Source organism: Plantactinospora sp. WMMB334 (genome assembly GCF_049179095.1).
In the GTDB taxonomy this organism is placed as follows: Bacteria; Actinomycetota; Actinomycetes; order Mycobacteriales; family Micromonosporaceae; genus Plantactinospora.
Genome location: NZ_JBMHME010000002.1, coordinates 1,118,357 through 1,142,679 on the forward strand (window position 1 = coordinate 1,118,357; position 24,323 = coordinate 1,142,679).

17 protein-coding genes and 1 pseudogene are annotated in these 24,323 nt (G+C 74.3%); 13 read left to right on the top strand and 5 right to left on the bottom strand.

The window, feature by feature from the left end; translation table 11 throughout:
* Positions 1-34 precede the first annotated feature (34 nt).
* Positions 35-814, top strand: coding sequence for a phage shock envelope stress response protein PspM (gene pspM / locus ACN27G_RS04780; protein ID WP_421497236.1), 780 nt, complete (start codon positions 35-37; stop codon positions 812-814).
* 129 nt (positions 815-943) lie between these two features.
* On the opposite strand, the gene ACN27G_RS04785 is transcribed toward pspM, so the two are convergent.
* From ACN27G_RS04785 to ACN27G_RS04800, 4 genes are all read right to left on the bottom strand, one after another.
* Positions 944-4,645 (bottom strand): hypothetical protein, encoded by a 3,702-nt coding sequence (locus ACN27G_RS04785; protein ID WP_421491561.1) that lies wholly within the window; start codon positions 4,643-4,645, stop codon positions 944-946.
* Positions 4,646-4,893: 248 nt separating this feature from the next.
* Positions 4,894-5,724 carry a DNA-formamidopyrimidine glycosylase family protein gene (locus ACN27G_RS04790; RefSeq protein ID WP_421491562.1) on the bottom strand — a complete coding sequence of 277 codons (831 nt, stop codon included), beginning with the start codon at positions 5,722-5,724 and terminating at the stop codon, positions 4,894-4,896.
* A 163-nt stretch (positions 5,725-5,887) separates the two neighbouring features.
* Positions 5,888-6,133 carry a CPCC family cysteine-rich protein gene (locus ACN27G_RS04795; protein ID WP_421491563.1) on the bottom strand — a complete coding sequence of 82 codons (246 nt, stop codon included), beginning with the start codon at positions 6,131-6,133 and terminating at the stop codon, positions 5,888-5,890.
* A 157-nt stretch (positions 6,134-6,290) separates the two neighbouring features.
* On the bottom strand, positions 6,291-7,229 hold the full coding sequence (locus tag ACN27G_RS04800) for an SAM hydrolase/SAM-dependent halogenase family protein (protein ID WP_421491564.1): 939 nt from the start codon (positions 7,227-7,229) through the stop codon (positions 6,291-6,293).
* Positions 7,230-7,251: 22 nt separating this feature from the next.
* On the opposite strand from ACN27G_RS04800, the gene ACN27G_RS04805 reads away from it, so the two are divergent.
* Positions 7,252-8,190: an LLM class F420-dependent oxidoreductase gene (locus ACN27G_RS04805; protein WP_421491565.1), complete on the top strand. Its 939-nt coding sequence runs from the start codon at positions 7,252-7,254 to the stop codon at positions 8,188-8,190.
* Positions 8,191-8,251: 61 nt separating this feature from the next.
* Here the strand turns inward: ACN27G_RS04805 and ACN27G_RS04810 are convergent, their stop codons facing one another.
* Positions 8,252-12,907, bottom strand: a complete 4,656-nt coding sequence (locus ACN27G_RS04810; protein ID WP_421497237.1) for an ATP-dependent helicase — start codon at positions 12,905-12,907, stop codon at positions 8,252-8,254.
* 190 nt (positions 12,908-13,097) lie between these two features.
* Between ACN27G_RS04810 and ACN27G_RS04815 the strand changes: the two are divergent.
* The 11 genes and pseudogenes from ACN27G_RS04815 to ACN27G_RS04865 all read left to right on the top strand — a co-directional run.
* Positions 13,098-13,433, top strand: a pseudogene (locus ACN27G_RS04815) (hypothetical protein); the annotation flags it as partial.
* Positions 13,434-13,867: 434 nt separating this feature from the next.
* On the top strand, positions 13,868-16,768 hold the full coding sequence (locus ACN27G_RS04820; protein WP_421491566.1) for a Na+/H+ antiporter subunit A: 2,901 nt from the start codon (positions 13,868-13,870) through the stop codon (positions 16,766-16,768).
* A complete protein-coding gene (locus tag ACN27G_RS04825; protein WP_421491567.1) occupies positions 16,765-17,253 on the top strand; it encodes a Na(+)/H(+) antiporter subunit C in 489 nt (162 codons plus the stop codon). The genes ACN27G_RS04820 and ACN27G_RS04825 overlap by 4 nt, the downstream gene beginning before the upstream one ends.
* The gene (locus ACN27G_RS04830) at positions 17,250-18,755 is read left to right on the top strand and encodes a Na+/H+ antiporter subunit D (protein ID WP_421491568.1); all 1,506 of its coding nucleotides are present in this window, start codon (positions 17,250-17,252) and stop codon (positions 18,753-18,755) included. Before ACN27G_RS04825 ends, ACN27G_RS04830 begins: the two co-directional genes overlap by 4 nt.
* Entirely contained in the window at positions 18,752-19,408 is a 657-nt protein-coding gene (locus tag ACN27G_RS04835) for a Na+/H+ antiporter subunit E (RefSeq protein WP_421491569.1), read from the top strand. The genes ACN27G_RS04830 and ACN27G_RS04835 overlap by 4 nt, the downstream gene beginning before the upstream one ends.
* Positions 19,405-19,665, top strand: a complete 261-nt coding sequence (locus tag ACN27G_RS04840; RefSeq protein WP_421491570.1) for a monovalent cation/H+ antiporter complex subunit F — start codon at positions 19,405-19,407, stop codon at positions 19,663-19,665. Before ACN27G_RS04835 ends, ACN27G_RS04840 begins: the two co-directional genes overlap by 4 nt.
* Positions 19,662-20,021, top strand: a complete 360-nt coding sequence (mnhG, locus tag ACN27G_RS04845) for a monovalent cation/H(+) antiporter subunit G (RefSeq protein WP_421491571.1) — start codon at positions 19,662-19,664, stop codon at positions 20,019-20,021. The genes ACN27G_RS04840 and mnhG overlap by 4 nt, the downstream gene beginning before the upstream one ends.
* Before the next feature lie 53 nt (positions 20,022-20,074).
* The gene (locus tag ACN27G_RS04850) at positions 20,075-20,560 is read left to right on the top strand and encodes a hypothetical protein (protein ID WP_421491572.1); all 486 of its coding nucleotides are present in this window, start codon (positions 20,075-20,077) and stop codon (positions 20,558-20,560) included.
* Between the two features lie 186 nt (positions 20,561-20,746).
* Positions 20,747-22,111 (top strand): hemolysin family protein, encoded by a 1,365-nt coding sequence (locus tag ACN27G_RS04855; RefSeq protein ID WP_421491573.1) that lies wholly within the window; start codon positions 20,747-20,749, stop codon positions 22,109-22,111.
* Complete coding sequence (locus ACN27G_RS04860) at positions 22,108-23,172, top strand: hemolysin family protein (RefSeq protein ID WP_421491574.1); 1,065 nt, start codon at positions 22,108-22,110, stop codon at positions 23,170-23,172. The genes ACN27G_RS04855 and ACN27G_RS04860 overlap by 4 nt, the downstream gene beginning before the upstream one ends.
* Positions 23,173-23,246: 74 nt before the next feature.
* Entirely contained in the window at positions 23,247-24,275 is a 1,029-nt protein-coding gene (locus ACN27G_RS04865) for a sporulation protein (protein ID WP_421491575.1), read from the top strand.
* Positions 24,276-24,323: the final 48 nt, after the last annotated feature.

Sequence of the window (24,323 nt, forward strand, 5' to 3'; positions counted from 1 at the left end):
GGCCGGACCGGCGGCGGTGGGGAGTGAGGTCGAGATGGCGGATCTGCGTACCCGCCACCTGCGCCGGCTGCGCGGCCTGCGTCGGTCGGCACGCCGGTGGAGCGTACTCGCGGGCGGGCTCGGCGGAGCGGCCGCGATCCTCACCCCGTACCAGGGGCTCGGGCTGCCGGACGCGTTCTGGGCGGCGGCGGCCGGTGGTTCGGTCGCGCTGGCGGTCTGGCGCTGGGTGGACCTGCGGGCGCTGGCGGCGCAGCCGGTGCCACCGCCGCCGGAGCCGGTGACGCCGGACCAGGTCCGCGCCCGGCTGGTCGCCGCCGTCGAGCGGCTGCCCGTCGGGCGCGAGGCGCTGGCGGAGGTACGCCGGCAGCGCACCCGGATGGCGCTGCGCGGCTCTGCCGCCTCCGGCCCGTGGGGGCGGCTCGACCGGGCCGCCACGACGATGGCGGGGCTGGCCGAGCGGCTGACCGGCCCGGCCGGTCCGGCGGTGCTGGAGGCGGCGGTGGCGGAACGCTCCCTCCGTGACCTCGCCGAACGGGTGGCCAGTGTGGAGAGTGCGGTGCGGGTCGCCCCCGCCGACACCCGGCCCGACCTGGAGGCCGCGCACCGGCACCTCTCGGCGCAGCTCGACAGCGGTGTGGCGGCGTACGAGCGGCTGGTCGCGGCGGCGGCGAGCTTCGTCGCCGAGGACGGCCGGGAGTACGACGGCAACTCCTCGGTGGACCGGCTCACCGAGGCGACCGACCTGCTCCGAAGCGTGGCCGGCGGCCTGGCGGACCTGCGGTCCCGGACCGGCCCGACCCAGGCGATGTCCTGACCGGTGCGACGTGCCGGTCCGGGCGACGTGCCGGTCCGGGCGACGTGCCGGTCCGGGCGACGTGCCGGTCCGGGCGACGCGCCGGTTCCGGTGCGACGTGCCGGTCCGGGCGACGTGCCCGGTCCGGGGTCAGCCCGGGATACGGATCGAGACCGGCCGGCTGACCGTCGACGTTCCGGCGGCGTTGCCGGCCTGGATGCGGTAGTGGTAGACGAGGCCGCCGGTCAGCCCGGTGTCGGTGAACGAGCGGGAACCACCCGGGATCGACACCGTCACCACCCCGGCGGTGAAACCGGGGTCGGTGGCCCGGTGCAGGACGAAGCCGCCGACCACGTCGGTGAGCGGGACCGTCCAGCGCAGCATCACGCTGCTGCTGCCGCCGCCCTGCCCGGCCGGGCCGTCGAGCGCGGCACGCAGGTCGGTGGGGGTGGCCGGCAGCGCGGGTGTGATCACCGTGGAGACGTTCGACCAGGGTGACGAGGCGCCCAGGTAGCCGGTGCGGACCCGGTAGTAGTAGGTGGTGTCCGGGGAGACCCGGGTGTCCGGGGCGGCACCGGTGACCGGGACGGTGCTGGTGACCAGCCCGCTGGTGAAGGTCGGATTGGTGGCCCGTTGCAGGTCCACGGTGGTGGCGAAGGACCGGTTCACCCAACCCCGGTTGACCCGCAGCGGGGGTCCACTCGCCACCGTGGCGACCAGCCCGGTCGGTGCCCGCAGTTGCACCACCGCGCTGGTGGCGTTCGACCACGCCGAATGGGCGACAGCGTTCTCCGCCCGTACCCGGTAGTGGTAGGTGACCCCGGGGGTGACGGTCGAGTCGACGTACCGGTTGTCGGCGGCGGGGACGGGACAGGTGTGCAGGTCCCGGGTGAAGCCGAGGTCGGTGGCGCGCTGCACCACGCTGCGGGTGGCCGGGGGCGCCGGTGCGGCGGTGCCGGCCGGCGGCCGGGTGTTGTTCGTCCAGGCCAGCACGATCGCCGGCAGCACCGTCGCCGAACCCGGTTCCGGCCTCGCGGCGAGTCCGGTGGGCGCCACCGGAGAGCAGCGCAGCACCAGCGGCCGGGCCATCTGGAAGTCGGCGTGGCCGAGGAGTTGGCAGTGCCAGACGTACTCCCAACCGTAGTTCCGCTCCCGGTTGGTCACCGTCGCCGGCTCGCCGGTCTCCGGGTCCACCTGGGTGTATCCCTCCGCCGTCCCGGCCGGCCGGGTGGGATCGGGCAGCCGGACGCTGTCCGGCACGGTGAACGGCAGCGGCTCCGGCAGGGTCGGCCGGATCGCCACGATCGTCGCCTCGAACGGGTTCGTCCGGACGGTCTCCTTCCAGCCGACCTCGTTCGGCTCCGGCGGCTTGACCGCGCCGTCCCGGCGGATCCGGTTGACGAGCTGGACGGTGACGTGGTGGAAGTGGATCGCCTGGGTGTCCGTCCCGTTGTGGGTGATCTTCCAGAGCTGGGTGTTGTCGCCCGGGGAACCGACGGGGACGGCCGGGTCGGACGGGAGCAGCACCTCGGTCGGCGGGTCGATCGGGGACAGCGGGATGGTGCTCTGGACCAGCGCGCTGGTCCTGGGCAGCTCGGTGCCGAGCAGGAAGGTCCGCCGGCCGTACTCGGGATCGAACTCGGCGACGATCGCCTTGGGCAGCAGCGGCAGGGTCACCGGCGTGGTGCCGCCGTACGGGGTGAAGGTGATCGAGGTTTCCTCGACCGGCACGTACGTGTTCCGGGTCGTACCGGTGCCGAACGCCGCGTCGTACACGTTCTGCGGCACGATCGGCGGCGGCTGGCTCTCCCCGTACGCCCGGGGGAGCCTGACCCGGAGCCGGTCGAGGTCGAACGGCGGTGCCGGCGTGCCGACCACCTGGATCTGCATCAGCGTCCGGGTGTTCGGGCCGTAACCGGGGCGGGTGGTCGGCGGCCCGCCCACCGGGGTCCGGTCCGGGGCGCCCGTGTAGTGGTCGTAGCGCGGGTCGAAGCCCGGCATCGGCGCCGGACAGTCGTTGTAGAGGATCAGGTTCGACCCGGGCGGTACGGAGGAGAAGTCCACGATCACGTCGGCGCGTTCGCCGGGGGCGAGCAGCAGGGCGTGCTCGGTGACGTTGAGCGCCGTCACGTCCCGCCGGTTGTACTGGTAGTTGATCGGCTGGCTCGGCAGCACCGCCACCGCCGGCAGCAGGCCGCCCTCGGAACCGATCTGGATCCAGTCCGGTCCGGCCGCGCCCGGGTCGGGCACCCCGCCGCACCGGCCGTCCGTCGGCCAGCCCGGCGGGAAGTCGGGGTTCGGCCGGGCCGCCACCATCGGCACCTCGCCCGCGTCGCCGCAGCGCAGCGTGCCGTCCGGATGCCACATCGGCTCGTGGGCGGCCGCGTAGTAGAGCTGGAGGTTCAGGCTCCGGTCGTTGCAGGCGTTGAGGATCCGGAACCGGTACGCCGCCGGCCGCAGCCGCAGGTGGGGATAGGCGGCCCCGTTGACCAGCGGGGTGTCTCCGAAGGCGTCCGGCACCACCGACGGGGTGGGCGTGCCGGGCTGCACCGGCGGCTCCCACGGCCGGGTGGCCGGGTCGTGGTGCGGGTTCGGCGTCGCGCCGTGCGTGATCCCGGTGACCGGCGGCCAGAACCACGGACCGTAGTCCCACCGGCCCATCGGGTTCGTCCCGGACTCGTTGTAGGGATTCTGGTTCGGCATGTAGACGTGCGGGAACCAGAGGCTGCCCGGGCCGCCCCAGCGCGCCACGTCCCAGGTCGGGTCCTCGGCGGCGAGCTGGGTGTGCTCGGGCACGAACGTCTTGTCCTGGACGACCAGTATGATCTCGTCGGCCGGCAGCACCCCGTCGTCGACGAGCTGGCCCTGCACCGGGTCGTCCAGCCGGTAGAGGGCGAGTTGTCCGGAATAGACGGTCAGCCGGGCGATCCCCTCGGACTGGTCGTGCCACCAGAGCAGCCGGCCGCTCTGCTGGTTGGGATAGTAGGCGGTGGTCGCCCCGGCGCCGGGCCGGGGCATGTCCGGCACGTCCGCGTGACCGGCGCCGCGCGGATACGCCGTCGACTCCCCGGCCGGGGTGGTCCACTGGGTCGGGCCGCCGTTGCTGATCCACGGCGTGCGACCGCCGTGCAGGTGGACCGCGGAACGGTTCTGCGGATAGTGCTCGGTGCCGGCGAGCGGGCCGGTGCCGGCGAGCGGGCCGGTGCCGCCGGGTGGGCCGGTGCCGGCGCCCCGGATCGTGGTGTCGACCGGCAGGAAGAGCCTGCCCGCCTCGCCGACCGGCAACTGGTTGACGTACGTGACCCGGACGGGGCGGTCCCGCCGGGCCAGGACCAGCGGCCCGAGGTGGTACGGCCGGCCCGGCGGGTGCACCGTGTTGTGCCCCGTGGCGTCGGTGCCGATGTTGAGCTGCCGGTAGCCGCGCAGCCGGGTGGGCGGCAGGTCGGGGTGGAGTTGCTGGCGGTACTCCTGCACGCCGATCTCGTAGTAGTCGCAGCCGGGGTAGGTGATCGTGTCCGGGACCGCGATCGGGATGAGGTTGCCCAACTCGTTGGCGGTGTCGCCGGTCCGGGGCAGCGAGGTGACGAACTTGCGGATCCCGGTGCCCGCCGCCACCCGCCCGTCGGCGTCGCAGAGCGGCAGCGGGCTGTGCGCGAAGTTCGGCACGAAGCCGAAGTAGTCCGGTGGGGTGCTCGGGTCCAGGGTGACCGCCGGCAGCGGATCGACGCCGGTCCGGGCGGCCGGCACCACCGTACCCCGGGCCTGGCCGCTGCCGGGTCCGGCGCCGACCTCGCCCCCTCGCCCGGCCCGCTCCGCCCGGGCCGCCCGGCTTGCCGCGAACCTCTTGAACATGACCGCACCCCTTCCCGGGAGATCAGCTCGACCGGATCGCTCCGTCCGTCAGCACCCGGATCCCGCTTCCGCGCGACCGGGTCCGCCCGGCCCGGCTTCCGCCGGGTGAGCTGCTGACGATCCGTAAGCAGTCAACCGCGTACGGCCAGTGTTGGATACGGTGGCCAGCTCGGGGGAAGCGTCTCGCGTTCGATTGGCACGCCGCGCCGCCGCCGAGGGCAGTGACCGGGAGTGCCGCCGCCGGGTTGTCAGGGCGTGCGGCGGCCGGGGCCGGTGGGAACGCGGTGGCCGGGCTCGGGCTGGCAGACCGGACACCAGTACGTGACCCGTTCGCCCTGGTCCCGCTTGCGGATCGTCGCGCCGCACCGGCGACACGGCTCCGCTCGCCGGCCGTAGACGTAGCTGGTCCGCCCCCGGTGCAGCGAGCCGGTCGTGCTCTGCGTCCACCGCCCCCGGTTCGCCATCAGCAGGCGGTGCGCCAGCGCCACCATGCCGGGCAGATCGGGTACGTCCCGGACCGGCGTCCACGGCGAGACACCGCGTAGGAACAGCAGCTCGGACTTGTAGAGGTTGCCGATCCCGGCGAGATTGGTCTGGTCGAGCAGGGCCTCGGCGATCTCCCGGGCCGGCCGGGTGGCGAGCCGGCGGACCGCCTCGGCCGGGTCCCAGTCCGCACCGAGGAGATCCGGCCCGAGGTGCCCGACCAGCGACGGTTCCTCGGCGGTCGGGAGCAGGGCGAGATCGTGCAGGTGGTAGCCGACCGCCACCGCACCGGCGCTACGCAGCACCACCCGGACGGTGTGTGCCGGTCGGGCCGCCCAGCGCTCCCCCGGGGCGTACGTCCGCCAGGATCCGTCCATCCGCAGGTGGGAGTGCAGGGTGACGGCGGCATCGTCGTCCGGGTTACGCAGCCGGAGCAGCAGGTGCTTGCCGCGGGCGGCGGATTCGACGACGGTCGCCCCGGTCAGGTCGGCGGCGGCGAGCTGTGGGACCCGGAACTCGGTGGCGGTCAACCGGTCACCGGCCAGGGCGCGGTGCAGCGCACGGGCGGTGTTCCACACGGTGTCGCCTTCGGGCACCGGTCCATCCTCCTCCAGCCGTACGGCCGCGGCGCCGACGGCGCGCAGGCCGGGCGACGGCGAGGGGCAGGTGGCTGGCGGTGAGAAGCAGGTGGGTGGCGGTGAGAAGCAGGTGGGTGGCGGCGTGGTGGCGCTGGGCCGCCCTACCGCCGCCCACCCGGAGTCAGGGCAACTCCTCGGGACGGGCCTGGCGGACGGCGTCCTGGTAACGCGGGTGGCTCGCGCCGTAGATGGCGTAGTTGAGCCGGGCGTCTGACAGGCTCAGATCACCGTTGGGGCCGCCCCGGGCGGTGCCGGCATTCTGGTCGGTGGAACCGTCGTCGGTCCAGAAACAGACCGGGCAGGTGCCGCCACCGGTCCGGTGCGCGCAGCACGGACAGGCGGCGACGTCGATCGAGTGTTTCCCCACACCCGTAAGCATTTCACAGCCGCCCACCACGGGCACAGTAGACAGTCTTGCCATCCTGGTTCATCCCGGTGGCCGACGTCGGTCCCCGAGATATCCGGCATCACACCCGAACCCACCCTGTCGCCGGCATGGCGCGACCCGCGGCACGTCGCGCGCGTCACTCCAGTCGCAGCACGTCGCCCGCTGTGACGCCGAGCAGTTCGTCGGCGCGGCCACCGTTGACCGCGACCGCCAGGTGGTCGGCCGAGTCCGCGTAGACGACGAGGCCGCCGGACGGCGCATCCCCGAAGGTGCCGCCCCGCACCGCCCGTTTCCCGGTGTCCCGCGCTGCCCGTTTCCCGGTGTCCCGCGCTGCCTGCGCCCCGGCCTCCCCGGCCGTGTGCGTCCCGGCTTCCCCGGCCGTGTGCGTCCCGGCTTCCCCGGCCGTGTGCGTCCCGGCTTCCCCGGCCGTGTGCGTCCCGGCCGCCGGGATCGTCGGCGCGACCCGGAGCGCCGCGGGCAGCCGCCGCAGCGCGGAACCGGCCGCGGCGAGCTGGACGTTGCCGAAGTGGTCGACCGCCAGCACCTCCGCCTCCAGCCAGCCGGCCCCCTCGGCGACGACCGGCTCGGGCAGCCGTACCAGGGTGGCCGGGTCGACCGCCGGCCCGGCGTCGGTCAGCGGCGCCCCGAGCGCGAACCGGGCGCCGGCCGGGGCGAAGACGTCCCGGCCGTGGAAGGTGCGGGACGGGTCGGGGAACCACGTCGTACTGGTCAACTCCACCGCCCCGGTGATCCCGCCGAGCACCGCCGCGGCCCGGGGAAGCAGGCCGTTGTCCGGACCGACCAGCAGGCCGCCGGGCGTGGCCAGCGCGACGCCGCGCCGCGCCGTGCCCACTCCCGGATCGACCACTGCCACGTGTACGGCCGGCGGCAGGTGGCCGACGGTCTGGGAGAGCACCGTGGCGCCCCGGGCGACGTTTCCGGGCGGGACCAGATGGCTGACGTCGATCACCCGGACCTCAGGCGCGATCCGGGCGACCGCGCCGTGGCAGGCCGCCACGAAGCCGTCGGAGAGGCCGTAGTCGGTGGTGAGGCTGAGCCATGCGTAACCGGGCACAGCCGGAGATTAACCTGCGGGTATGCGCTTGTGTATCTTCACCGAACCTCAGCAGGGTGCGAGCTACCAGGATCTGCTCCGGATCGCCCGGCACACCGAGGCGTGCGGGTTCGACGGGTTCTTCCGCTCCGACCACTACCTCACGATGGGCGGCACCGGGCTGCCCGGCCCGACGGACGCCTGGTTGACCCTGGCCGCCCTGGCGGTGCAGACCTCCCGGGTCCGGCTCGGCACCCTGGTCACCTCGGGGACCTTCCGGCTCCCCGGTCCGCTGGCGATCGGGGTCGCACAGGTGGACGCGATGAGCGGCGGCCGGGTCGAGCTCGGACTTGGCACGGGCTGGTTCGAGGCCGAACACGAGGCGTACGGGATCCCGTTCCCGCCGGCCGCCGAGCGGTTCGCCAGGCTCACCGAGCAGCTCGAGGTGATCACCGGGCTCTGGGGCACCCCGGTCGGTGACACCTTCGACTACCCGGGAACCTACTACCAGCTCGCCGGCTCACCCGCGCTGCCGAAGCCGGTGCAGTCGCCGGGCGTACCGGTGATCGTCGGCGGCAAGGGACTTCGGCGTACCCCGGAGCTGGCCGCCCGGTTCGCCGACGAGTTCAACGTGCCGTTCAGCAGCGCCGACGAGGTGGGCCGCAGCTACGCGGCGGTGGCCGGGGCCTGCGAGCGGACCGGCCGGGAGGCGTCGGGGCGCCGCCCGCTGGTGCTCTCCGCCGCACTGGCCGTGCTCTGCGGGCGTACCGACGCCGAGGTGCGCCGCCGCGCGGAGGCGATCGGCCGGGATCCGGAGGAGATGCGCACCGGATACGGCGTCGCCGGTACGCCGGAGCAGGTCGTCGAGCAGATCCAGGCGTACGCCGCGCACGGCGCCGGCCGGATCTTCCTCCAGGTGCTCGACATCGGCGACCTGGACCACCTCGATCTGATCGCCGCCGAGGTGGCGCCCCGGCTCTGAGCCCGTTGGGAAGGGGCCCTTCTACAACAGAAAACGATAAGCGGGGGCCCTTCCTTTCACGTCAGCCGCGTAGGCGTAGTCCGCGCGGGGTGGTCCGGAAGCCGGCGGCGGTGAGCGCGTCCCGCAGCGGCGAGGCATGCACGGGGGCGCCGTCGGCGCGTTCCACCGCGAGCGCGCCGAGCGCGCCGGAGCTGACAGCCGAGGCGAGAGCCCGGGCGGCGGCGTCCAGCGTGTCGCCGTCGTCGCTGAACGAGAGAAGGGTCCGGCCGCCCCGTTCGACGTAGAGCACCAGCTCGCCGCCGACCAGCACCACCAGGGCGCCGGCCTTGCGCCCGGCCCGGTGCCCGGTCGCTGCCGCGCCGGCACCGGGTTCGGCGGCACCGTCCCCGGAGTCGACGACCCGGGCCGGCCAGGGCAGTGCCGCGCCGTACGGGTTCGCCGGATCGGTGGCGGCGAGCACCCGGGCACCGCCGGACCGGCGGCGCAGCTCCTCCGGCTCGGCGAGTGCCCGCAGCCGGTCCACCGCACCGGGCACCGCGAACTGTGCCGCGCCCAGCCCTTCCACGAAGTAGCCCCGGCGGGCAGCGCCGCGCTCCTCCAGTGCGGAGAGGACCGGATAGACCGCCGCGAAGCCGCCGGAGACCCCCTCGGCGACCACCGCGCCCCGGGTGACCACACCGTGCCGCTCCAGCAGCACGTCGGCGAGGGCGGCGGCCCGGCGCGTCGGGTCGGTGTCGCGGGCGGGAAGCCGCGACCAGCGCCCGGCGACCGTCGGTGGCCCGCCCCGGGCCGGCAGCGCCGGGCGGCCCGGTCGCCGGTAGCGGGTCCGGGGCGCGCTGGTACGCGGCCGATGCGCACCCCCGCCGCCGAGTACGGCGCGCAGCGGCGCGAGCGTGTCGTTGGTCAGCCAGCCCGCCCAGACCAGCTCCCACAGCGCAGCCGTCAGCGCGGCCTCCTCCACCGGGCCCGCGGTGGCGTCGTCGACCGGACCCGCGGCGACGGCAGCCGCCGACCCGGCCGTGGAGGAGGCCGACCGGCCGGGCGAGGAGAGCCGCTCGGCGAGCGACCGGAAGAAGAGCGCCTGACCGTCGTCGAGCGCGGCCAGGATCGCCTGGTGCAGCGGGGTCAGCGGCAGCGCCTCGTCCGGCGGTGGCAGCAGCAGGGCGGCGGTGTCGGCGTACGCCAGGGTGACCCAGCCGTCGCCCCGGCCGATCGCGCCGGAACCCGCCCACACCACCTCGCCCCCGGCACAGAGCTCGTCCAGATAACCGGGGGAGTAGTCGGCGATCCGGGCCGGCAGCACCAGGCTCTCCAGCGCGGACGCCGGCACGGCGGCCCCCTGCAACTGCTCCACCACGGCGGCGACGGCCTCGACGCCCCGGGCCGCGCCGCCGACCTGCTGCCAGCGGGGCAGGAAGGTGGCGAGCGCCCGCGCCGGCACCGGCTCGATCTCCCGGCGCAGCGCCGCCAGGGAGCGTCGGCGGAGCAGCCGCAGCACCTCCGCGTCGCACCACTCCGGCCCGGCGCCGGTCGGCGAGAACTCGCCGGAGACCACCCGCCCGTCGGCGCCGAGCCGGCGCAGGGTCTGCTCCACCACGAAGACCCCGAGCCCGAACCGGGCCGCGCAGGTGGTGGCGGCGAACGGGCCGGAGGTGCGGGCGTAGCGGGCGACGAGGTCGCCGAGCGGGTCGGCGACGGGTGCGAGGTGTGCCGCCGCCACCCCGACCGGCAGCGCCACGCCGAGCGCGTCGGCGTACCGGCCGGCGTCCTCCACGCCGATCCAGCGCTCCTGGCCGGCGACCCGGACCCGGAGGATCCGCCGGGCCGACGCCAGCCCGGTCAGCCACTCCGGCGCGACCCCGCGCTCGGCCAGCTCGGCGTCGGAGAGGTCACCGAGCACCCGGAGCAGCTCGACGACGTCCTCGGCGTCGCGCGGGCGGCGCTGCTCGGTCAGCCAGCGCAACTGCCGCTCGGTCTCCGCCACCACCGCCGGGTCGAGCAGCTCGCGCAGGTCGACCCGGCCGAGCAGCTCGCCGAGGAGGGCCGAGTCGAGCGCCAGCGCGGCGGCCCGCCGCTCGGCCAGCGGCGCGTCGCCCTCGTAGAGGAAGGCGCCGACGTAGCCGAAGAGCAGCGAGCGGGCGAACGGCGACGGCCGGGGCGTCTCCACCTCGACCAGCCGGACCCTGCGGGCGGCCACCTCCCGCATCAGGGTCACCAGGCCGGGCAGGTCGAAGACGTCCTGGAGGCACTCCCGGGCCGCCTCCAGGGTGACCGGAAAGTCGGCGTACTCCCGGGCGACGTCGAGGAGCTGGGCGGCCCGCTGGCGCTGTTGCCAGAGCGGTTGGCGCCGGCGCGGGTCGCGGCGGGGCAGCAGCAGGGCGCGGGCGGCGCACTCCCGGAACCTGGCGGCGAAGAGGGCGGACGTGCCGACCGACTCCTCGACGATGGCGGCGATCTCGTCAGGGTCGAAGGCCACCAGCTCGGCGCCGGGCGGGTCGTCGGCGGTGTCGGGGAGCCGGACCACGATGCCGTCGTCGGAGGGGACCACCTGGGCGTCCACGCCGTGGCGTTCGGCGAGCCGGCGTGCGACGGCGAGCGCCCAGGGGCCGTTGACCCGGGCACCGAGCACGCAGTGCACGGCGAGCCGCCAGTCGCCCAGCTCGTCGCGGAAGCGCTCCACCAGCACCGTCCGGTCATCCGGCACCGACCGGGTGGCGGCCTGCTGCTCGCGCAGGTATGCCACCAGGTTGCCGGCGGCCCAGTCGTCCAGCCCTCCGGCCCGCAGTGCGGCGCGGGCCGTCTCGTCGTCGGCCCGGACCAGTCCGCGCAGCCGGTTGCCGAGCGCCCGGCCCAGCTCCACCGGGCGGCCGAGCTGGTCGCCCTTCCAGAACGGCATCCGGGCGGCCTGGCCGGGTGCGGGCGAGACGAGCACCCGGTCCGGGGTGATGTCCTCGATCCGCCAGGACGAGGAGCCGAGCAGGAAGACGTCGCCGACCCGGGACTCGTAGACCATCTCCTCGTCCAGCTCGCCGACCCTGGCGGCCCGCTCGGCGCCGGCCAGGAAGACCCCGAAGAGTCCCCGGTCGGGGATCGTGCCGCCGCTGGTCACCGCCAGCCGCTGCGCGCCCGGCCGGCCGGTGAGCAGGTCGGCGGCCCGGTCCCAGACGAGCCGGGGGCGCAGTTCGGCGAAGGCGGTCGAGGGATAGCGCCCGGAGAGCATGTCGAGCACGGCGTGCAGGGCCGAGTCGGGCAGCTCGGCGAAGGGTGCGGCGCGCCGGACCAGCGCGGCGAGGTCGGCGACCCGCCACCCGTCGAGCGCGACCATCGCGACGATCTGCTGGGCGAGCACGTCGAGCGGGTTGCGCGGATAGTGCAGCTCCTCGATGGCGCCCTCGGTCATCCGCTCGGCCACGACCGCGCAGGAGAGCAGGTCACCCCGGTGCTTGGGGAAGACCACCCCCCGGGAGACCGCGCCGACCTGGTGCCCGGCCCGACCGATCCGTTGCAGGCCGGCGGCGACGCTCGGCGGCGCCTCGATCTGCACCACCAGGTCGACGGCGCCCATGTCGATGCCGAGTTCCAGGCTGGAGGTGGCGACCACCGCCGGCAACCGGCCCGACTTGAGCGCCTCCTCGATGTGCCGGCGCTCCTCCCGGGAGACGCTGCCGTGGTGCGCCCGGGCGATCACCGGCGGCGCCCCGCCCGTCGCGCCGGACTGCGCCATGATCTCGGCCGGCAGCCGTGGCGGCGCCGCCGGAACCGTCCGATCGGGCGGCTCGGGTGCGGGCGTGGCCCCGTCGGGCGCGGGTGCGGCCTCGTCCGCCGCGAGTTCGTTGAGCCGCGCGCAGAGCCGCTCGGCGCCGCGCCGGGAGTTGGCGAAGACGATGGTCGAGCGGTGCGACCGGACCAGCCGGTAGACCCGCTCCTCGACCGCCGGCCAGATCGACGCCCGGCGCGGGGTGCCGACGTCGTCGTCCGGGGCCTCCTGCTCGTCCAGCCGGGTCATGTCCTCGACCGGCACCTGCACGCTGACCTCGATGGTCTTCGCGGTCTCGGGTTGCACCACGGCGACCGGCCGGGCGCCGCCGAGGAAGCGCGCGGTGGCGTCGATCGGGCGGACGGTGGCGGAGAGCCCGATCCGCTGTGCCGGGGTGGGCAGCAGGGCGTCCAGCCGCTCCAGCGAGAGCGCCAGGTGGGCGCCGCGCTTGGTGCCGGCCACCGCGTGCACCTCGTCGACGATCACCGTCCGCACGCCGCGCAGCGAGTCGCGGGCGGCGGAGGTGAGGAGCAGGAACAGCGACTCCGGCGTGGTGATCAGGATGTCCGGCGGCGTACGCGCGAACGCCCGGCGCTCGTCGGCGGGGGTGTCCCCGGTCCGCATCCCGACGGTGATCTCCGGTGGCGGAAGCTCCAGCCGGGCCGCGGCCTGCCGGATGCCGGTGAGTGGAGCACGCAGGTTGCGCTCCACGTCGACGGCGAGCGCCTTGAGCGGGCTGACGTAGAGCACCCGGCAGCGCTGCCGCGGGTCGGCCGGGGCCGGCTCGCGGGCCAGTCGGTCCAGCGACCAGAGGAACGCCGCCAGGGTCTTGCCGGAGCCGGTCGGGGCGACCACCAGGGCGTTGCGGCCGGCGCCGACCGCCTGCCAGGCACCGGCCTGGGCGTCGGTGGGTGCGGCGAACGCGGCGCCGAACCACTCCCGGGTCGCCGCACCGAACATCGCCAGCACACTGTTCACCGACCCATCGTGCCCGGTCGGTCCGACAGGTTCGCCGGAACGGTTGTCCGCATGCCCGGTTGATCGTTGTTTCTGCCTGAGATGCGGGCTAAGTCTCACTTAACTGCTTGCGAATGATGTGCAACCTACAGTAACTTCTCGGAAACCCACGCTCGGCGCCAAGGGGGCCCGGATGACAAGCGTTCCGCGTGACGCCCCGGCCGGTACGGACGTGCTGACCCGCCGGGTCGAGACCTACCTGACCGTGGCCCGGGCCGGCATGCGCGGCGCCGAGCTCGACCTCGCCGAACGGCTCGCCGATTCGCTGCGCCGACTGGTCGCCGCGACCGCCACCGCCAGCGCGGCGGACCGGGCCCGGGTCCGGGCCGCGGTGCACGCCCTGGTGCTGCGGCGCGGGGCCCACGGGCGGATCCTGCCCCGCCGATCCCTGGCCGCCGCGCAGCAAGTGATCAACAAGGTCGCCCGGCAGCTCGACCGCCCCGACCTGGCGGTGCCGTCCACATCGGATGGTTCCGAGCCCGCGCCCACCGGCCGGGCCCACCGCGGCGCCGCTTCCGCCGCCCGTCCCGCGGCCCGGAGCGTGGCCGCCGGGGGCCTGGCTGCCCGCGACGCCGCCGCCGGGGGCCTGGCTGCCCGCGACGCCGCCGCCGGGGGCCTGGCTGCCCGCGACGCCGCCGGGAGCTCCGACGCACGCGACGGCGGGGCGAACCCCGCCGCCGACCCGGCGTGCCGGGTCGGTTGAGTGCTGCGGCCGTCGACGCGTACGCCCTGATCCGGCCGGTAACCGCCGGGGCGGCACCGGACTGCCCGAACGACCGCTGATCCGAAACCCGCTCGGGTGGTTTCGGGTGATTCCGTGCATCCGGTGGCAAATGTCGGTGTGGTCTGTCTGAGTGCAGCCGTCTGCTCGGGCCGGGCACGCCGACACCTACTGGAGTACGCATGCTGATGCTGCTGGCGCTGCACCTGGCGGCCGCGGCACTGGCACCCGCGTTGGTGCACCGGTGGGGGCGCTCGGCCTTCCTGCCGCTGGCGCTCGTCCCGGCCGGCGCCTTCGGCTGGGCACTCGGGCAGACCGGCGCGGTCGGCGACGGTGGTGCGGTTGTCGAAACCTACCGCTGGGTGCCGCAACTCGACCTCGACCTGGCGCTGCGGCTCACCACGCTCTCCTGGCTGATGGTGCTGCTGATCGGCGGGGTCGGCGCCCTGACGATGGTCTACTGCGTGCGCTACTTCGACGCCGACGAGCCCGGTCTGGGTCGCTTCGCCGCGTCCTTCGTCGGCTTCTCCGGTGCCATGTTCGGGGTGGTGGTCGCCGACGACCTGCTGCTGCTCTACGTCTTCTGGGAGCTGACCAGCGTCTTCTCCTTCCTGCTGATCGGGCAGCACCCGGAGCGGCCGGCGAGCCGCCGATCAGCGGCACAGGCCCTGCTGGTGACCACCCTCGGTGGCCTGACCATGCTGATCGGCTTCGTCATGCTCGGCCAGCACGCCGGGACGTACCGGTGGTCGGAGATCGCGGCCCGCCCGCCGCCCTCCGGCGGCTATCTCGCGGTCGCGGTGGTGCTGATCCTGGTCGGTGCGTTGAGCAAGTCGGCGATCTTCCCGACCAGCTTCTGGCTGCCGGCGGCGATGGCCGCGCCGACCCCGGTCAGCGCGTACCTGCACGCCGCCGCGATGGTGAAGGCCGGCGTCTACCTGATCGCCCTGCTCGCCCCGGCATACGTGCACACCGGCCCGTGGCGCCCGCTGGTCTACGTCACCGGAATCGTCACCGTGCTGGCCGGCGGCTGGGCCGCGCTGCGCCAGGTGGACCTGAAGCTGCTGCTGGCCTACGGCACGGTCAGCCAGCTCGGCCTCCTGGTCGTGCTCGTCGGGGCCGGTACGCCGGACGCCGCGCTCGCCGGCATCGCGACGCTGCTCGCGCACGCACTATTCAAGGCCGCCCTCTTCCTGGTGGTCGGGATCATCGACCGCCGGGCGGGCACCCGGGACCTCACCGTGCTCTCCGGACTGTGGCGGCGGATGCCGCTGCTCTTCGCGGTGACCGTGCTCGCCGCGGCCTCGATGGCGGGGATGCCGCCGCTGTTCGGCTTCGCCGCCAAGGAGGTGGTCCTGGCCGCGTTCGCCGCCGAGCCGCCGCTGCTGGCCGCCGTGATGCTCGGTGGCGTGCTGACCGTCGCCTACACCGCCCGGTTCCTCTGGGGCGCCTTCGGACAGAGGCGAGGGAAGGAGCCGACCCCGGTCCGTCCGGTCGAGGTCGCGCTCGCCGCCCCGGCCGGCCTGCTCGCCGTCGTGGGGCTGGTGTTGGGCCTGGCGGCCGGGACGGTGCAGGAGGCACTCGTCGGCTATGCCCGGATCTTCGGAGTGCCCGAGCACCAGCTCGCGTTCCTGCCGGCGTCCGGGCTCGGCCTGGCGCTCTGGGCGGTGGTCGTCCTCGCCGGGCTGCTGGTCTTCGGGCTGCGCCGCCCGGTCGGCGCGGTGCAGGCACGGTTGCGCGCGCCATTCGACGGAGACAGGGTGTACCGGACGCTGAGCCGGGGCCTGGAACTCGTCGCCGTCAAGCTCACCGGCGCCACGCAGCGCGGCTCGCTGCCGCAGTACCTGGGCATCATCCTGATCGCGCTGGTCGTCGTGCTCGGCGGCGCGCTGGTGCGCGGCCCGTGGCCGGAGCGGGCGGTCGCCTGGGAACATCCGCTCCAGGCCGCCGTCGGGGCCGTCCTCGTGGTTGCCGCGCTGCTCACCGTCCGGGCCCGGCGCCGGCTCACCGCCGTGATCCTGACCGGCGTCACCGGATACAGCACCGCCATGCTCTTCGTGCTCTACGGCGCGCCCGACGTGGCCCTGGCACAGTTTCTGGCGGAGACCGTCACCATCGTGATCTTCGTCCTGGTGTTACGGCGGCTACCGGCCCGGTTCTCGGCCCGACCGGTGCGGCGCAGCCGACGGCTCCGGCTGCTCCTCGGGGTGTCGGTCGGGATCGTGGTCGCCGGGATGGCCGTCACCGCGGCCGGAGCGCGGCGGGCGCCGCGGATCTCGGCCGACTACCCCGGCCCGGCACTCTCCTTCGGGTACGGCCGCAACGTCGTCAACGTCACCCTGGTCGACATCCGGGCCTGGGACACCATGGGTGAGATCGCGGTGCTGGTGGTGGCGGCGACCGGCGTGGCCAGCCTGATCTTCCAGAGCCGGCGCGGCCCGGACCTCCCCCGCCGCGACGATCTGCCACCGCCGCCCGGCCCCGAGCGGGTCTGGCTGCGAGCCGGCGCCACGCTGCGGACCCGGCGCCGGTCGATCGTCTTCGAGGTGGTCGTCCGGTTGCTCTTCCACACCGTCGTGCTCTTCTCCATCTTCCTGCTCTACTCCGGCCACAACGCTCCCGGCGGCGGCTTCGTCGGCGGCCTGGTGGCCGGGCTCGCACTCGCGGTCCGCTACCTCGCCGGTGGCCGGCACGAGCTCAACCAGGCGGCCCCGGTCGACGCCGGAGTGCTGCTCGGCGTCGGTCTCTTCGTGGCGGTCGGCACCGGCCTGGCGGCCATGGCGGTGGGTGGTGAGGTGCTGGGTAGCGCGGTCCTGGAGCCGAGGTTGCCGCTTGTCGGCGAGATCCACCTGGTCACGTCGATCTTCTTCGACATCGGGGTCTACCTTGTCGTGGTCGGTCTGGCGCTGGACATCCTGCGCAGCCTCGGCGCCGAGGTGGACCGGCAGATCGAGGTGGAGGACGAGCCGGGCACCGGGCTGCGTACCGACCCGGTGCGGCCGGCCGGAACGGCGGGTGCGGGGTCGCCGGCCAGACCGGGCGGCACGGCTCCCGGGGTGGCCGGCCCGGAGGGTCGGCGATGAGGCCTAACCTGACGCTGGCGATCGTCGTCGGAGTGCTCTTCGGCTGCGGAGTCGTCCTGCTGCTGGAGCGCAGCCTCAGCCGGGTGCTGCTCGGCACCATTCTGCTCACCAACGGAGCCAACCTGCTCGTCCTGCTCGGCGGCCGGTCCGGTGGGGCGCCGATCCTCGGCGTCACCTCCGGGCCCAGGATGAGCGATCCGCTGGCCCAGGCGATGGTGCTGACCGCCATCGTGATCACTCTCGGCCTGACGGCGTTCCTGCTGGCGATGGCGTACCGGAACTGGCAGTTGAGCGGGCATGACAAGGTGCGCGACGACCCGGAGGACCGCCGGATAGTCCAGCGTGCCGAGCGGCACGAACTCGCCGGCCCGGACACCGGCGAGGAGCCACGGACCTCGCCGGGCGGGTCCGCGGAGATCGACCCCGAGCAGGTCGACCCGGAGCCGGCGCCCCGCCGGCTCGGCAACGGGACGGACGGGCCATGAGCCATCTGATACCGCTACCGGTGGTCGTGCCGCTGCTCGGCGCGGCGCTGACCCTGGTGCTGGGCCGCCGGCCGATGGCCCAACAGGTGATCAGTGTCGCGGCCCTGGTGGTCACTCTCGTCGTCGCGGGGATGCTGCTCTGGAACGCGCACCTGGGCGGCCCGTCGGTGGTGAGCATCGGCGGCTGGCCTGCTCCGCTCGGCATCGTCCTGGTGGCCGACCAGCTGGCGGCGCTGATGCTGATCGTCTCGGCGGCGGTGACGCTCGGAGTGCTGCTCTATTCGCTCGGTGAGGACGGTGGGGAGTCCGGTCAGCGGACGCCGGTGGTCATCTACCATCCCACCTACCTGGTGATGACCGCCGGGGTCACCAACGCCTTCCTCTCCGGGGACCTCTTCACCCTCTTCGTCGGCTTCGAGGTCGTGCTGGCGGCCAGCTACGTGCTGCTCACCCTCGGCGGCACCGAGGAGCGCATCCGGGCCGGCACCACCTACGTGGTGGTGAGCGTGGCCTCGTCGCTGATCTTCCTCACCGCGATCGGCCTGGTCTACGCGGCGACCGGCACGCTGAACCTCGCCCAGATGGTGGGCCGGCTCGACGCGCTGCCGCCCAACCTGCGCCTGGCGCTGCACGGCGCGCTGCTGCTCGCCTTCGCCATCAAGGCGGCGGTCTTCCCACTGGCGGCCTGGCTTCCGGACAGCTATCCGACCGCCCCGGCCCCGGTCACCGCGGTCTTCGCCGGCCTGCTGACGAAGATCGGCATCTACGCGATCATCCGTACCGAGACGCTGCTCTTCCCCGACGGACGCGCCAGCGAACTGCTGCTGGTGCTCGCCATGCTGACGATGCTCGTCGGCATCCTGGGCGCCGTCGCCCAGACCGACATCAAGCGGCTGCTGTCGTTCACCCTGGTCAGCCACATCGGCTACCTGCTCTTCGGGGTCGCGCTGACCTCGGGCCCGGGGCTGGCTGCGGCGATCTTCTACGTGGTGCACCACATCACCGTGCAGACCACCCTGTTCCTGGCCGCCGGCCTGGTCGAGCGGCGCGCCGGAAGCACCAACCTGGACCGGATCGGCGGGCTGGCCCGGGTCGCCCCGCTGCTCGGCGTGCTCTTCCTGGTGCCCGCGCTCAACCTCGCCGGCATCCCGCCGTTCTCCGGCTTCCTCGGCAAGCTGGGCCTGTTCCAGGCCGGGGTGTCGGCCGGCGGCGTGCTGCCCTGGCTGCTGGTGGTCACCGGTGCCCTGACCAGCCTGCTCACCCTCTACGCGACGACGAAGGTCTGGAGCCTGGCGTTCTGGCGCCCGCCCCGGCTGGCGAGCCCCGCCGAGTCGGGTCGGCTGCCCCGGCTGATGGTGGGCAGCACGACCGTCCTGGTGCTGCTCGGGGTCGGGCTGACGGTGCTGGCCGGCCCGCTGTTCAAGGTGAGCGCCGACGCCGCCGAGAACCTGTGGGAACGTACGCCGTACGTGCGGGCGGTCTTCCCGGACGGCCCGCCGTGACCGGCGACGCCCGGCCACACGCCCCGCCGCCCCGGCCCGGCCGGCTCTCCGGCCGGCTCGTGACGGGCTGGACCGCGCTGCGGCGCCGGCTTCCGGACCGGCGACGCTGCCGGGACCACCTGATCACCGTCGGCTGGCTGGCCGGGTTCTGGAGCCTGCTCTGGGGGGAGTTCACCTGGGGCAACCTCGTCGGCGGCGCGCTGGTCGCGGTGGTGATCCTGGTCTTCCTGCCGCTGCCCCGGGTGACCTTCGGGGGCCGGCTCCGGCCGCTGGCGCTGGCCGAGCTGGCCGGGCGGTTCTTCGCCGAGCTGGTCGTCGCCAGCGTGCAGGTCGGCTGGGTCGCGCTCCGCCCCGGCCCCCCGCCCCGGAACGCGATCGTCGCCGTCCGGCTGCGGGTGTGCAGCGACCTCAACCTGGCGCTGACCGCCGAGGTGCTGTCGCTGGTCCCGGGCTCGCTGATCGTGGAGGCGGACCGGGAGACCGGAACGCTCTATCTGCACGTGCTGGACGTGCGAGGTGCCGAGGACCTGGCCCGGAACCGGGACCGGGTCCTGGCGTTGGAGGCGCGCATCGTCCGCAGCGTCGGCTCCGCCGCGGAACTGCGCCTGGTCTCGTCGCGGAGCACAGACACCGAAACGGGGGGTACGCCGTGACAGTTGCCGTCGTCATCGTCGCCGTCCTGCTGGCGACCGCCGTGGGGCTCGCCCTGGTGCGGATCGTCCGCGGCCCGGACCTGCTGGACCGGGTGGTCGCCGGGGAGATGCTGATCTCGGTCATGATCGGTGCGCTCGGTGCGGAGGCGGCCGTCAACCGGCACGCCACCACGCTGCCGATCCTGATCGTCCTCAGCGCACTGGGCTTCGTCGGTTCGGTGGCCCTGGTGCGCTTCGCCGCCGGGGAGGAGGCGTGACCGGGGCGGCCGTACTGGACGGGGTGGCGGTGGTCTGCCTGGTCGCCGGGGGCCTGCTGAGCCTGGTCGCCGGGATCGGCCTGATCAGGCTTCCGGACGTACTCAGCAGGATGCACGCGGTCACCAAGCCACAGGTGCTCGGCGTACTGCTGATCCTGGTGGCGCTGGCGGCGAGCCTGCGCAACGGCGCGGACCTGGCCACGTTGGTGCTGATCGGCGGGTTCCAGCTCGGCACGGCACCGCTCGCCGCCCAGATGATCGCCCGGGCCGGGTACCGCAACGGACGTCTCCGCCGGGACCTGCTGGAGGCGGACGAGCTGGCCGAGCGCGGCGGTGGACCGGGCCGGGCGGAGTGAGCGGAGCCGGCGGTCCGATTGCATGAATAGAAGGCTGTAAATACTATGTGCTCATGCGTGTCCGTCCGTCGCTCGCCGCCACGGCGGTGGTGGTCACCGCGGTGCTCCTCCCGACCGCGCCGGTCGGCGCCGCCGTCTCGCTCCGTGGCGCGGCGGCCGACGCCGGTGCCGGGCCGGTGGCCGGTTGCGTCCCCACCGACCCGGCCGGCCGGCCGGTCGAACTCGTCACCGCCGACAACGGGCGCACCGTCTGCCTCCTCCGGCGCCAGAGGCTGCACGTGACGCTCGCCGTGGACCCGGAGAGACATCCGGACCCGGCCAACTGGTGGATGCCGATCCGCGCCTCCGGCACCGCCCTCACTCCCGTGCCGGTACCGGCCCCGCCGGCACCCGGCGAGACGGTGGCGAACTTCGTGGCGACCGGCGGCGGCGAGGGGGTGGTCACCTCCTACTGGAGCATCTGCCCGGCACAGGGGCCGCCGTGCGGCGCGCCGGTGCGGCTGTGGCAGGCGACCGTCCAGGTGTCCCAGCGGTGGTAGTGGAGGCAGGCGTTCCGGCGTTCCGGCGCTGGTCGGGGCTGCCTCCGGTTGGCCGGCAGCGGCCCGTCGGCCTGGGTACGATGGTCGGGTGATCGACTCAACTGTCCAGGAGGGCAGCTGTAGCCAGCCGGGTCGCACCCGGCACCTCTCGCACCGGTCGCGACAGCGGGGAGCGCTGAGCCCCCCGTGTTGATCGCACTCGGTCTCCTGTTGATCCTCGTGCTCACCGCGGCGACGGGCTACTTCGTCGCCCAGGAATTCGGTTACGTCGCCGTAGACCGGGGCAAACTGCGCCAGCTCGCCGAGGAGGGCGACGTCGCCGCGGAACGCGCCCTCGCGGTCACCGGACGGCTCTCCTTCATGCTCTCCGGAGCACAGCTCGGAATCACCGTCACCGCCCTGCTCGTCGGTTACGTCGCCGAGCCGTACCTCGGCGACGGCCTGGCCGACCTGCTCGGCGTGGCCGGGGTCTCGGCGGCGGTCGGCACGCCGCTCGCGGTCGCGCTGGCCCTGGTGATCGCCACCGTCGTGCAGATGGTCTTCGGCGAACTCGCCCCCAAGAACCTCGCCATCGTCCGGGCCGAGTGGCTGGCCCGGTTCCTGTCCCGCTCCACGCTGATCTACCTCGCGGTCGCCGGTCCGGTGATCCGGCTCTTCGACGCCGCCGCCACCCGGCTGCTGCGCCGGGTCGGGATCGAGCCGGTGGAGGAACTGCCCAGCGGGGCGACCCCGGAGGACCTGGAGCAGATCATCGCCGAGTCGCGCCAGGAGGGGCACCTCGACGCCGAGATGTCCACGCTGCTCGACCGGGGCCTCGACTTCCGGCAGCTCACCGCCGCCGAGGCGATGGTGCCCAGGGTGGACGTGCACACCGTACGCGCCGACGAACCGGTCAGCCGGCTGGTCGAGCTGCTCGACACCGGGCACTCGCGCTTTCCGGTACGCGGCGCCGAGGGCGTGGACGACGTCGTCGGGATCGTCGGCATCTCCGACGTGCTCGGCGTGCCGCCGGCACAGCGGGCCGGCACACCCGTCTCGGCGGTCGCCGTACCTCCGCTGCTGGTGCCGGCGACCCTGCCGCTGCCGACGGTGCTGGACCGGCTCCGGGCCGGGCACCGCCAGCTCGCCTGCGTGGTCGACGAGTACGGCGGCTTCGCCGGGGTGATCACCCTGGAGGACATCGCCGAGGAACTGGTCGGGCCGATCCGGGACGAGGACGACCCGCCCGAGCGGGCCCCGGTCCGGCAGGCCGACGGCTCCTGGGTGGTGCCGGCGCGCTGGCGGATCGACGAGGTCGCGGACAGCACCGGGATCACCCTGCCGGAGGCCCCGGAATACGACACCCTCTCCGGCCTGGTCATGCGGGAGCTGGGCCGGATCCCCGAGGTCGGCGACCGGCTGGAGATCAGGCTCTCGGCGGACGGCGAGCCGGACCAGGAGGCGGCGCCGACCCTGGCGCACGTCGAGGTGCTGGCGGTCGACCGGCACGTCGCCGACTCCGTCCGGCTCCGGATCCTGGTGCCGCACGGCGGAGCGGAGCGCAGCTCGTGAGTACCACCTGGGCACTGCTGATCTCCCTACTGCTGCTCGCGCTGAACGGCTTCTTCGTGGCCGCCGAGTTCGCGCTGCTGGCCTCGAAACGCTACCGGCTGGAGCAGGCCGCCGCCTCCGGCGGCCGGGCCGCCCGGGCGGCGCTGGACGGGGTACGCGAGCTGACCCTGATGCTCGCCGGCGCCCAGCTCGGGATCACCATCTGCACGCTGGGGCTGGGCGCGCTCGCCGAGCCGGCCATCGAACACCTGTTCAGTCCGCTGCTGCACGCGGTCGGCCTGCCGGACACGGCGAGCCACGTGATCGCGCTGGTGATCGCGCTCGCCGTGGTCACCTTCCTGCACCTGGTCGTCGGCGAGATGGCCCCCAAGTCCTGGGCGATCACCGACCCCGAGCGCTCGGCCGTGCTGCTCGCCCTGCCGTTCCGGGCGTTCGCCCGGGTCGCCCGGCCGGTGCTGGCCGCGCTGAACGGGCTCGCCAACGTGACATTGCGGCTGGCCCGGGTACGCCCGGAGGAGCAGTTGGCGGTGGCGCACGGGCCGGAGGAGTTGCGGATGCTGATCCAGCAGTCCCGCGAACACGGCCTGCTCGCCGCCGACCAGCACGAGATGCTGACCAGCATGCTCCAACTCCAGGGCACCACCGTCGCCCAGGTGATGGAGCCGGTCGAGACGATCGTCTCGGTACGCCCCGACGACTCCGCCGAACGGGTCGAGGAGGTGTGCCGCTCCAGCGGCCGGTCCCGGCTCGCCGTCTTCGACGGTCCGGGCCGGGTGGCCGGGCTCGTGCACGTCCGGGAGGCGGTCCGGGCCACCACGGCCGGCCGGGCCGCGACGGCGAGAGACCTGATGACGACGCCGTTCACCCTGGAGGCGACGGCGACGGTCACCGAGGCGGTGGCGGCGATGCGGGCCCGGCAGGTGCAGCTGGCGATGGTCAGCAACGGCGCCGGTGCCGGCCGGCCGGTCGGGTTCGTCGCGCTGGAGGACCTGCTGGAGGAGGTCATCGGCGAGTTCGACGACGAGACCGACCCGATCCCGCGCGGCCGCCGGCTGCGCTGACGCGTAACCGGCGCACGCAACCAGCGGAAGCTGACGGGACGGAGGGCGGGACGGAGGGCGGGACGAGGGCGGCGATGGTGGGCTTCGGGGGACTCCTACCGGGTTCGGGACTGACCGTGCGGACCGTGTTGACGAATCCGAGCACCCGGCCGGGCCTGTCGCTGCCCGGCCGGCTCAGCATCACCGCCGGCCGGTCTCCGGTGACCGTCGACCGGGTGACCCTCGGCCTGGTCACCCGGGTCGAGCCGGCCGGCGGGGAGGTCGAGTACCAGCCGGTGGAGTTCCACCGGGTGCCCGCCGCCGGCTCGTTCGTGCTCGCCCCCGACGAGCGCCGGATCCTCGACTTCGGCGTACCGGTGCCCTGGGAGACCCCGGTGACGGTGGTCGACGGCCAGTGCCTGCTCAACCTGCGGATGGGGCTCCGGGCCGAGGTCGCGGTCAGTCCACTGCTCGACCGGGGTGATCTGCGCACCGTCCACGTGCATCCGCTCCCGGCCCAGGCGGGTGTGCTCGGCGCCCTCGGCGAGCTGGGCTTCGAGTTGCGGCAGGTCGGGCTCCTCGCCGAACGGCTACCCGGGATCGACCAGAAGCTGCCGTTCCACCAGAAGATCGCGTACTGGGCGGCACCGCTCTACGGCGGTCCCTTCAGCGAGCTGGAGGTGAGCTTCTTCGCCGACCCGTCCCGGGTGGAGGTGCTCTTCGCCCTGGACCGCCGGGTCGCGCTGGCCGGCGCCGGGCACCTGAGCCTCAGCCGCTTCCGGGTGGCGCACCAGGGAGCGGCGGAGCTCGACTGGATCACCGTGGTCGACAACTGGCTCCGGTACGCCGTACAACGCCACTCGGCCACCGCCGCCGGCTACCAGGTCCGCACCGAACGCCGCCCCTCGCCACCGCCCCGCCCGGCCGGCGCCGAGGGAGCCCACCGGGGCCCGTCCGGCACCAACACGCCGGACAGCGCCCCCGCCGGCGGCGAGCCGCACCGCACGGCACCTGCCGCCGGCCACGACCCGGACCCCGACCGGGGGCTGCGCCAGATGGGCGGCGGCGAGGGCGGGATCGGCGGCGGTGCGGGCGGCGCCGCCGGTGGCAGCGGCGGAACCTGAAAGGAAGGGCCCCCGCTTATCGTTTTCTGTTGTAGCGGGGGCCCTTCC